This is a genomic window from Streptomyces sp. CB01881 (assembly GCF_002953255.1).
Taxonomy (GTDB): domain Bacteria; phylum Actinomycetota; class Actinomycetes; order Streptomycetales; family Streptomycetaceae; genus Kitasatospora.
In genome coordinates this window covers 9,272,554-9,283,666 of the sequence record NZ_CP026498.1, presented here as the reverse complement: position 1 = coordinate 9,283,666, position 11,113 = coordinate 9,272,554, and the positions used below count along the sequence as shown (strand labels likewise).

Sequence of the window (11,113 nt, the reverse complement as noted above, 5' to 3'; positions counted from 1 at the left end):
TCGCGACGGTGCTGCAGGGGCGGATGCGGTCGGCACTCGGGGTCGACCTTCCGCTGCGGGTCGTGTTCGGTGCGCCCGACCTGGCGTCGCTGGCGAGCGAGATCGACGGCCGTGGCCCGGAGGCCGGCGGTGAGCAGTCCACGATCCCGCCCCGGGCGCCCGGGGAGCCGACGCTGCCGCTGTCGTTCGGCCAGCAGCGGTTCTGGTTCCTGGAGCAGTGGCAGCCGGACACCCCGCTCTACCACATCTCGGGTGCGCTCAGGCTGACCGGCGAGCTGGACGTGGCGGTGCTGCGCCGCAGTGTCCGCGCGGTGGCCGACCGGCACGAGAGCCTGCGGACCACGCTGGTCGACTGCGGCGGCGAGCGGCGGCAGCTGATCGGGCCGTCGGGCTCGGTGCGGCTGCCGGTCATCGACCTGGCCGCACTTGCGGACGAGCGGCGCGCGACGCTGGCCCGGCGGCTGGTCCAGTCGGCGGCGGAGACGCCGTTCCGGATGGACGGCGGTCCGCTCTGGAGGGCGGTGCTGCTGCGGCTGAGCCCGACCGAACACCAACTCGCGCTCTGCCTCCACCACTTGATCGCCGACGGGCAGTCGCTCACCCTGCTGTTGGCCGAGCTGGGCGAGGACTACGGGAAGCGCAGGGCCGGCGAGACCGTGGTGCGTCCGCCGCTGCCGGTCCAGTACGGTGACTACGCCGTCTGGCAGCAGAAGTGGCTCAAGAGCGACCGGATGAAGCGCGAACTCGGCTACTGGCGTGAGCGGTTGTCCGGCCTGCCCGACGTCACGCTGCCCACCGAGCGGCCGCGTCCGGCGGTGCAGACCTACGACAGTGCGGTGCACGAGGTGGATCTGCCGGTGGCGGTGGCGCTCGGCCTGCCGAACCTGGCCCAGCGTGCGAACGCCACCCCGTTCATGGCGCTGTTCGCGGCCGCCGCCGTGGCGCTCGGGCAGGCCCGGGAGCTCGACGAAGTGGTGGTCGGCACACCCGTCGCCAACCGTACCCGGCCCGAGCTGGAGGGCGTGATCGGCTACGTGGCCAACACGGTCGTGCTGCGGCTCGGCCTGGACGGCTGCGCAACCTTCTCCGACCTGCTGGCCCGCGCGCGGACGGTCTGCCTGGAGGCCTACGACCACGCCGAGGTACCGTTCGAGCAGGTCGTCCAGGACCTCCGGCCAGACCGGAAGGCCAGTCATCTCCCGTTGTTCCAGGCATGGTTCGTGGTCCAGGATGAACTCCAGGTCGCCGAGACGTTCGACGGCCTGGCCGTCGAGCCGGTCGGCGCGACGCCGCGACTGGCCCGCTACGACCTGCGGCTCGAACTGCGCCGTTCGGCGGCTGGTCTGCGCCTGGTCTGCGAATACAAGACCGATCTTTTCACCGCGGCGGGTATCGAGGGTCTGGCCCGCCAACTGACGACAGTGCTGGAAGAAGCGGTGGCCGCCCCCGGCCTCCGGCTCGACGAGCTCACCGGGCGCCTGCGCGCCGCCGAGGAGCAGCGCCAGGCCGAGGTGGCCCAGGCCGCAGCCGCCTACAGCGCCGGAGCGGTCAAGCGGCGCCGTCGCCGCGCCCAGGACACCGGCCCCGTGACCAGCTGACACACGTAGAGGACAGTCTTATGAGCCCCAACACCACCGGGCCGGCGGCTTTCGGCCGCAAGCGTCGGGAACCCGTGAGTCTCCACGCGGACTCGCTGGTCTCGGCCGAGCCCCTGCTCCCCACCACCGCCACTCCGCTGCTGCTGCGCGCGACCGTGGAGGGCGTCAACCTGCGGGCCTGGACCGAGGAGAACCGCGAGGCGATTCGGGGGCATCTGCTGAAGCACGGCGCTGTGCTGTTCCGCGGCTTCTCCGGGCTTCGCGAAGTGTCCGACTTCGAGCATGTCATCAGCTGCATCGGCGGAGGTGATCTGCTGCGCTACTCGTACGCCTCGACCCCGCGTACCCAGGTGTCGGGCGGGGTGTACACGTCGACCGAGTACCCGGCCGACCAGGAGATCCCGCTGCACAACGAGATGGCGTACGCCCGGCAGTGGCCGATGAAGCTCGGTTTCTACTCCGTCACCGCCGCGCAGGAGGGCGGAGAGACCCCGCTGGCGGACAGCCGCCGCATCTTCCAGCGCATTCCGGCCGACATCCGCGACCGGTTCGTCTCCCGCAACGTGATGTACGTGCGGAACTACGGCGAAGGCCTGGACCTGTCCTGGCAGGAGGTCTTCGACACCACCGAGCAGTCGGCGGTCGAGGAGTTCTGCCATCGCTCGGGGATCGAGTTCGAGTGGAAGCGGGGCGGTGGGCTGCGGACCCGCCAGGTCTGCCAGGCCGCGCTGGCCCACCCAGTGACGGGTGACCAGGTCTGGTTCAACCAGGCTCACCTGTTCCACGTGTCCAGCCTTGCCGAGAACGTGCGGTCGTCCCTCCTTGCGGCCTTCGCCGAAGAGGACCTGCCCCGGAACGCGTACTACGGCGACGGCTCCCCGATCGACCCGGCCGACCTGGAGACGATCCGGCAGGTCCTCCGGGAGGAGGAGATCGCCTTCCCGTGGCAGAGCGGTGACATCGCGGTGGTCGAGAACATGCTGGTGGCGCACGGGCGCCGACCTTTCAAGGGACCGCGCCGCGTCGTGGTGGGGATGGCCGAGCCGTTCGACGGCCCGAGTGTTTGAGGACTGATGGAAGGCTACCGACTCTCTCCGCAGCAGAGGCGCCTCTGGCTGCTCCGGCAGGCCAACCCTGCCGACCGTTACTACGCCCAGGCCGACATCGAGATCGCGACGGACCTCGCCGTGTCCGAGGTCTGGGCCGCTCTGGACCACGTCTCGCAGCGGCACGAGGTGCTGCGTACGGTGCTCCGCAGCCTGCCGGGGGTGGACATACCGCTGCAGGTGATCGACGAGCGGCCGCTGCTGGCCCGTACCCATCATGATCTGAGCCGGCTCGGCGAGGCCGGGTGGCCGGAGGTCTGGGAGGCGCTGCGGGCCGACCGGGCGAGGGAGCCGTTCGACCTGGCGGCGGGCCCGCTGCTGCGTGCGGATCTCGCCGCACTGCCAGGCGGCCGCTCCCGGCTGCTGCTGACCCTGCCGGCCGGCTGCGCGGACACGGTCTCGCTGCACCTGCTGGTGGCGGAGGTCCAGCAGTACTGCAGCACGGGCTCGGTGAGCGGGGCGGAGGAGGACGTACTGCAGTACGCCGACGCCGCGGAATGGCAGCTCGACCTGCTGATGGCGGACGAGACGGCCGCCGGGCGCGCGTTCTGGGAGCAGCGGTCGGCCGAAGTGCCGGTGACCGAGCCACTGCCGTACGAACAGTCGGGCGGGGAGGCGGAGTTCCGTCCGGCCGCGCATCCGCTCGCGCTCGGACCGGACCTGGCCGGCGCGGCCCGGGCGCTCGCCCGGCAGGCGGAGGTGCCCCTGCGGACCGTCATGCTGACGGCCTGGCAGCTGCTCTTCCGGCGGATCGCCGGTGAGGACATGCCGGTCGCCGTGGTGGGTGCCAACCGGCCGCACGAGGAGATGCGTGGCGCCGTCGGCGTGTTCGCGCAGACCCTGCCCCGCCGCGCCCCGGCGGCCGAGGGCCGGAGTTTCTCGGACCTGCTGAGGGAGACCGAGCTGGGCGTCCGGGAACTGCTCGGTCGGCAGGAGTTCCGGGACGCGGCCGCGCCGGGCGGTGCGCCGGTCGCCCGGCTGGCCTTCGACTGGGTGGAGCCCGAACCGGTCGGGCCGGACGACACCTGGCGGCTGGTGGCGGCAGCGGCCTACGCAGAGCCGTTCTCGCTGCGGCTGGCCGGAGCCGAGACCGGCGACCGGCTGGACCTTTCGCTGCACTACAACGCCTCACTGCTGACCGGGGACCAGGTCGGCCGGCTGGCGGAGATGTACCTGCACCTGCTCACCGCGGCGGTGGACGAACCGCGGACCGACTGCATGCGGCTGCCGCTGGCCGGCCCGGCCGAGCGGCAGCGCGTGCTGGCCGCGGCCACGGCGACGCCTGCCGGCCAGGCCGTCCCGCCGCGATGCGTCCATGAGCTCTTCGAGGAGCAGGCCGTACGTACTCCCACTGCCACCGCCGTGGTCGCCGAGGACGGCATGCTCAGCTACCGGGAGGTGGACGAGCGGGCCAACCGGCTGGCGCACCGGCTGCGCCGGTTGGAGGTGCGCCCGGAGTCGCCGGTGGGCCTGCTGGCCACGCGCTCGGTCGATTTCGTGGTCGGCCTGCTGGGGATCATGAAGGCCGGTGGTGCCTATCTGCCGCTGGATCCCGCCCTGCCGGCGGCGCGCCGTTCCGAGTTGCTGGCGCAGGCCGGCGCCCGGGTGCTGGTCGCCGGCCCCGCCGACCTCGACGGTGCTGCCGGCGACGTGGCCGTTGTCGACCCGCGGTCGCCTGCCGTGGCCGGCGAGCCGGTGGACCGCCCGGGTGGCGGTGCCCGTCCGGAGAACCTCGCGTATGCGATCTTCACGTCGGGTTCTACCGGGGTGCCGAAGGCGGTGGGGGTGTCCCATGGCAGTTTGGCGGGGTATGTGGCGGGGGTTGGTGCGCGGTTGGGGTTGCCGGGTGGTTCGCGGTATGCGGTGGTGTCGACGCTTGCGGCGGATTTGGGTCATACGGTGGTGTTCCCGGCGTTGTGTTCGGGGGGGACGTTGCATGTGGTGCCGTTGGATGTGGCGGTTGATCCGGTGGCGTTGGCGGGTTATTTCGGGCGGTTCCCGGTGGATTGTCTGAAGGTGACGCCGTCGCATTTGCGGGCGTTGTTGGACGGGGGTGGGGCGGCGGGGGTGTTGCCGTCGGGTGTGTTGGTGCTGGGTGGTGAGGTGTCGGACTGGGAGTTGGTGGGGCGGGTCGGGGGGTTGGTGCCGTCGTGTCGGGTGGTGAATCACTATGGGCCGACGGAGACGACGGTGGGGGCGTTGTCGTTCGAGGTGGGGGGTTCGGTCGGGGGTGCGGGTTCGGTGCCGATCGGGTCGGCGTTGGGTTCGGCGCGGGTGTATGTGTTGGACGAGTGGTTGCGTCCGGTGCCGGTGTGGGCGTCGGGTGAGGTGTTTGTCGGGGGTGGGGGTGTGGCTCGGGGGTATTTGGGTCGGGCGGGGTTGACGGCGGAGCGTTTTGTGGCGGATCCGTTTGGTGGGCCGGGTGCGCGGATGTATCGGACGGGGGATCGGGCGCGTCGGTTGGCTGATGGTTCGCTGGTGTTCTTGGGGCGTGTGGATGATCAGGTGAAGGTGCGGGGGTTCCGGGTGGAGCCTGGTGAGGTGGAGGGGGTTCTGCGTCGTTGTGCGGGGGTGCGCGAGGTGGTGGTGGTGGCTCGTGCGGATGGTGCGGGTGTGGTGCGGTTGGTGGCGTTCGGGGTGTGGGGTGCGGGTGTGGGGGAGGGGGAGTTGAGGGCGCATTGTGCGGGGTTGTTGCCGGAGTACATGGTGCCGTCGGTGTTCGTGGGGTTGGAGCGGTTGCCGTTGACGGGCAATGGCAAGGTGGACCGGCGGGCTTTGCCGGAGGTGGTGTTCGGGGGGGCGTCGGCGGTGTTCGAGGCTGCGCGGGGGCCGGTGGAGGTGGCTCTGGCCGGGGTGTGGGCCGGGGTGCTGGGGGTGGAGCGGGTTGGCCGGGATGATGATTTCTTTGCGTTGGGCGGGGATTCGATCCTGAGTATTCAGGTGGTGGCGCGGGCGGCGCGGGCGGGTCTTGCGTTGACTCCCAAGCTGATGTTCCGGTTCCCGACCATCGCCGAGCTGGCCGGCCAACTGTCGCCCGGTGCGGTGCCCGCGCAGGTTGACCAGGGAGCGGTCAGCGGCCCCGTGCCGCTGACCCCGATCCAGCGCTGGTTCCTGGAGGCGGAGCCGTCCTCTCCGCATCACTACAACCAGGCCATGCTGCTGCGCTCGCGCGGCCCGTTGGACACCGACGGGCTGGAGGAGGCCCTGCGCGTGGTGGTCACCCACCACGACGCGCTGCGGCTTCGTCTGCTGCGCGACGGTGACGGCGGCTGGTCGCTGGAGAACGCCGGACCGGAGGCGCTGGAGGCGCCGGTGCTGACGGTGGCCGACCTGTCCGGCCTGCCGCCACAGGAACGGTCCGCGCAGACCCAGGCCCTGGCCGAAAGGCTGCAGACCGGCATGGATCTGGCATCCGGGTGCCTGCTGAAGGCGGCCTGCCTCAAGCTGGGCGAGGACGGTGACCGACTGCTTCTGGTGGTCCACCACCTCGCGGTGGACGGCGTCTCCTGGCGGATTCTGCTCGACGACCTCGCCACCGCCTACGAGCAGGCGGCCGGCGGACTGCCGGTCCGCCTGCCGGCCAGGACGACCGCCTTCCGCACCTGGGCCGAGCGGCTCGCGACGCGCGCCGAGTCCGCCGAGCTGCTGGCCCAACTCCCCTACTGGACGCGGACCCTCGCTTCCGTACCGGCGGCCGGGAGGCTGCGCGGCGAGCCCGGCCGGCACGGCGAGGCGGAGACCGCGGCCACGGTGCTGAGCCCCGAGGCCACCGCGCAGCTGCTCCGTTCTCCGGGCGGTCACAGCGCCTTGGAGCTGCTGCTCGCGGCTCTCGGCCGGGCCGTCGCCGAGTGGACCGGCGAACCGGACACGGTGATCGACCTGGAGAGCCACGGCCGCGACACCGACCGCGCCGACGTCGACCTGTCCCGCACGGTCGGCTGGTTCACCACGCTGTACCCGCTGCGCCTGACGGCCCTCGCCGAGGACTCGCCGGCCGAGGTGGTCCGCCGGACCGCGGAGCGGCTGGCCGAACTGGCCGCGCTGCCCGACACAGGGGCGGGCTTCGGACTGCTGCGCTACGGGCGGGTCGGCGCCGAAACGGCCGGACTGCGGTCCCTGCCGGCGCCGGCCCTGCGTTTCAACTATCTGGGCCAGATGTCGGACGGCGGCCCGGACGGGCCGTTCGAGCTCAGCCTGGAGAGCACCGGTCCCACCGTCGACCCGCAGGGGCGGCGCCCCTACCTGGTGGACGTCACGGCCGTTGTGGTTGCAGGCCGGCTGCGGATCAGCTGGTCGTACAACCCGGCGCTGCACCGGTCGGGGGAGATCGAGGAGCTGGCGGAGCGTTGCCTGGGCGAGCTGCGGGCGCTGGCCACGGCCGGCCCGGCGGCCGTGCCGGAGCACGGCCCGGCCGATCCGGCATTCGCCGAATCCGGGCTGGGCGAGGAAGAACTGGGCGGTCTGCTCGACCAGTTGGACGACTTGTTGATGGGGGATGACGAGGTATGACCGCTCAGGGCGGAACGGCACGGCAGCGTATCGAGCGGATCTATCCCCTGTCCCCGCTGCAGCAGGGGCTGGTCTTCCACAGCCTGCTCGGGTCCAGCGCGGACGCCTACGTGGAACAGGTGTCCTGCCGGATCCAGGGCCCGCTGGACGCGGAGGCCTTCCGGCTGGCCTGGACGGGGGTCCTGGCCAGGCACGGGACGCTGCGGACATCGGTCCACTGGACCGACCAGGCGCAGGCCCGCCAGGTGGTGCACCGTCAGGTTGCGTTGCCCTGGAGCGAGCACGACTGGCGTGGGATGCCGGCCGCCGAGCAGGAGGCGCGGCTGGAGGCGCTGACCCACGAGGACTGGGTCCGCGGCTTCGACCTGGCCCGCCCTCCGCTGTTCCGGCTGACCCTGGTCCGCCTCGCCGACGAGACGCACCAGCTGGTGTGGAGCAACCACCACGTGATCCTGGACGGTTGGTCCCGCGCGGTGGCCTTCCGTGAGGTGATGGCGCTCTACCAGGAGGGGATCTCCGGAACCGCGGCCGGACTGGCGCCCGCGCCGGACCTGGGCGAGTACGTGGTCTGGCTGCGCAAGCAGGACCAGGCGCAGGCGGAGGCCTTCTGGCGCTCCCACCTGGCAGGCGTCGGCGCGCCCACGCCGCTGCCCGCGGCACGGGAGGCCGCCGCGGGCGAGCACGGCGCGGACGGCGGGCACGCCACCGTGGCACTGAGCCTGCCGGAGGCGGTCACGGCGGCGCTGCGCGAGTCGGGCCGGCGCCACGGGCTGACGCTGAGCACGTTGGTGCAGGGCGCCTGGGCGCTCCTGCTCGGCCGCTACACGGGAGAGCGGGACGTCCTCTTCGGCACCACCGTCGCCGGCCGCCCGTACGATCTGGCCGACTTCGAGCAGATGGTCGGCCTGTTCATCAACACGCTGCCGATGCGACTGCGACTTGACACCGGACTGCCGCTGATCGCCTGGCTGCGGCAGTGCCAGGAGCAGATGGTCGAGCTGCGCCAGTACGAGCACAGCTCGCTGGTGGACGTGCAGGGCTGGAGCGAGGTGCCGCGCGGAACGCAGCTCTTCGACAGCATCGTGGTGTTCGAGAACTACCCGCTGGCGACCTCGGGCACCGTCGAGACGGGGGCGTTGTCGGTCGGCGGCCTTCGGGTGCGGGAGCAGACGCACTACCCGCTCACCCTGGTGGTGGCGGCGGACGACCGGTTGCACCTGCGCCTCGCCCACGACACCGCCAGGTACGACGCCGACACCGCCGAGCGCCTGCTCGCGCACCTGGAGCGCCTGCTGGCGGGCCTGGCCACCGCGGCCGAGCACGACGCCGACCGGATCGAGATGCTGTCGCCCGGTGAGCTCGACCGGCTGACGACGGACTGGGGCAGCCGGGGGCCGACCGAAGGCGTTCCGGACACCGTTGCGGCGACCGTCGCCGCCCGGATCGCCGCCCGGCCGGACGCGGTCGCGGTGGTGGACGGTGAGCGGCAGCTCACGAACGGCGCGCTGCTCGCGCGGGCCGCACGGTTGGCACACCTGCTGCGGGAGGCAGGCGTCGGCCCGGAGCGACCGGTGGCGGTGTGCCTGGAACGCTCGGCCGACCTCTACGTGTCGATGCTCGCCGTCTGGCTGGCGGGCGGTGCCTACCTCGCGATAGACCCGGCCTACCCCGCGGAGCGGGTGGCGTACCTGCTGGCCGACAGCGGCGCGGGCATCCTGGTCACCCGGAGGGACCTGGCGGCGGCCGAATCGCCGACGGTGGAACGGCTGTGCCTGGATGATCCCGCGCTGGCCGCCGAGCTTGCGGCCCGCCCGGCGGTCCCCCCGGCCGACGGCCCCGACCCCGCCCACCTGGCCTATCTGGTCTATACCTCGGGTTCGACCGGCCTGCCCAAGGGCGTGATGGTGAGCCACGCCAACCTGCGCAACCTCGTCGCCTGGTACCTCCAGGACTACCGGCCGGGCGAGCACGACCGGCTCAGCCAGTTCGCCAGCCCGTCCTTCGACGCCTTCAACGTGGAGCTCTGGCCCGCGCTCGCCGCGGGGGCGACCCTGCACGTGGTCCCCGAGCGGGAGCGGCTCCAGCCCGACCTGCTGCCCGGCTGGCTGCTGGAGCAGGGGTGCACGGTGTCCTTCCTGCCCACCCCGCTGGCCGAGCAGGTGATCCACCTCGACTGGCCGGCGGGCACCGCGCTGCGCTGCCTGCTGGCGGGTGGCGCCCGGATGAGCGGTCGGCCGGTGCGGGACCTGCCATTCGAACTGGTGAACAACTACGGTCCGGCCGAGGCGACCGTCGTCGCGGTCGCCGGGCTCGTACTGCCGTCGGCCGAGGAGAGCGGGCCGCCGCCGATCGGCCGCCCGATCAGCGACACCCGGGTTCACGTGCTGGACGGCGACCTGCGTCCGGTGCCGCAAGGCGCGATCGGAGAGCTCTGGATCGGCGGCGGGGGCGTGGCCCGGGGCTACCTCGGACGTCCGGGCCAGACGGCCGCGGCATACCTGCCGAACCCCTTCGGCAACGCGTCCGGCGAACGGTTGTACCGGACCGGCGACCTGGTGCGCTGGTGGCCGGACGGCCGGCTGGAGTCGGTCGGCCGGGCCGACCGCCAGGTCAAGCTGCGCGGCGTCCGGATCGAGCCGGCCGAGATCGAGGCCGTACTGAACGGCCATCCCGAGGTCCGCGGCGCCGCCGTGACGGTCCGCGCCGGCGCGTCCGGTGACGGCATGCTGGTGGCCTACCTGGTGCCCGCCGCCGAACCGGCCGGCCTGCGCGAGTACTGTGCCGAGCGGCTGCCCGCCAACCTGGTACCCGCCGCCTTCGTCACACTCGACGAACTGCCGCTGACCCCCAACGGCAAGGTCGACGAGACCCGGCTGCCGGATCCGCCGCGTGTCGCGCCGCAGGCCGGTAGGGCCCCCGCGACACCCACCGAGGAGGTGATCGCGGGTATCTGGCAGCAGGTCCTCGGGGTTGCCCGGGTGGGAGTGACGGACGACTTCTTCGGCCTGGGCGGCCACTCGCTGCTGGCCGCCCAGATCCACAACCGGCTGGGGAAGGTCTTCCGGATCGAGCTGCCGCTGCGGGTGCTGTTCGAGAAGCCGACGATCTCCGAACTGGCCGCCGAGGTCGATGCCCGGCGGCAGGGCGGGGGCGCCACCGCCGGGGCGCGGCCGCTGACCGCCGGGCCGCGTCCGGACGAGCTGCCGCTCTCCTCAGCCCAGCGACGGCTCTGGTTCTTCGAGGCCTGGGAGCCGGAGACCCCGCTGTACAACGTCAGCAATGGTGTGCGCCTGCTCGGCCGGCTGGACGCGGCGGCGCTGGCCGGCAGCCTGAGCGCGGTGGTGGCCCGGCACGAGGCACTGCGCACCACGTTCCACGCCGACGGCGGTGAACCCCGGCAGGTGATCGCCCCGGCGGCGCCGGTCGCGCTGCCCGTTGTCGACCTGCGGTCGGTGCCGGCGCAGCGACGCGACGACGTGGTCCGGCAGCTGGCCGCGGCCGAGGCGGACCGACGCTTCGACCTTGCCCGTGGCCCGCTGTTCCGGTCGCTCCTGCTCCGGCTGGCGCCGGACGAGCACGTACTGCTGATCAGCTTCCACCACATTGTCGCCGACGGCTGGTCGATGTCCGTGCTGCTCGGCGAGATCACGGCCCGGTACACCGCGGCCGTCGAGGGGACGACCGCGGCGCTGCCCGAGCTTGCGGCCCAGTACGCCGACTACGCGATCTGGCAGCGAGCCTCGCTGCACGACGCCGCCCTGGCAGGCCATCTCGACTACTGGCGAGGCCAGTTGGCCGGTGCACCCGCGTTGCTCGCGCTGCCCACCGACCACCCGAGGCCGCAGACCATCGGCTACGAGGGCGCGCGCCACCCGTTCACGGTGCCGCCGGCCGCGGCCG

Annotated in this window: 4 protein-coding genes; all 4 read left to right on the top strand. The window is 72.6% G+C overall.

What is annotated here, in order from left to right; all coding sequences use genetic code 11:
* The coding region (locus tag C2142_RS30305; protein WP_241002864.1) for a condensation domain-containing protein at positions 1–1,598 on the top strand (1,598 nt) is incomplete at its 5' end.
* A gap of 74 nt (positions 1,599–1,672) precedes the next feature.
* Positions 1,673–2,665, top strand: coding sequence for a TauD/TfdA family dioxygenase (locus C2142_RS30300; protein WP_206671051.1), 993 nt, complete (start codon positions 1,673–1,675; stop codon positions 2,663–2,665).
* Between the two features lie 6 nt (positions 2,666–2,671).
* Positions 2,672–7,213 (top strand): non-ribosomal peptide synthetase, encoded by a 4,542-nt coding sequence (locus C2142_RS41730; RefSeq protein ID WP_148646029.1) that lies wholly within the window; start codon positions 2,672–2,674, stop codon positions 7,211–7,213.
* The coding region (locus tag C2142_RS30290; protein WP_162002586.1) for a non-ribosomal peptide synthetase at positions 7,210–11,113 on the top strand (3,904 nt) is incomplete at its 3' end. The genes C2142_RS41730 and C2142_RS30290, both read left to right, overlap by 4 nt.

Bases quoted from the DNA above. Each gene is read 5' to 3' on its own strand.
- C2142_RS41730 (WP_148646029.1), top strand. From the start codon at position 2,672: ATGGAAGGCTACCGACTCTCTCCGCAGCAGAGGCGCCTCTGGCTGCTC.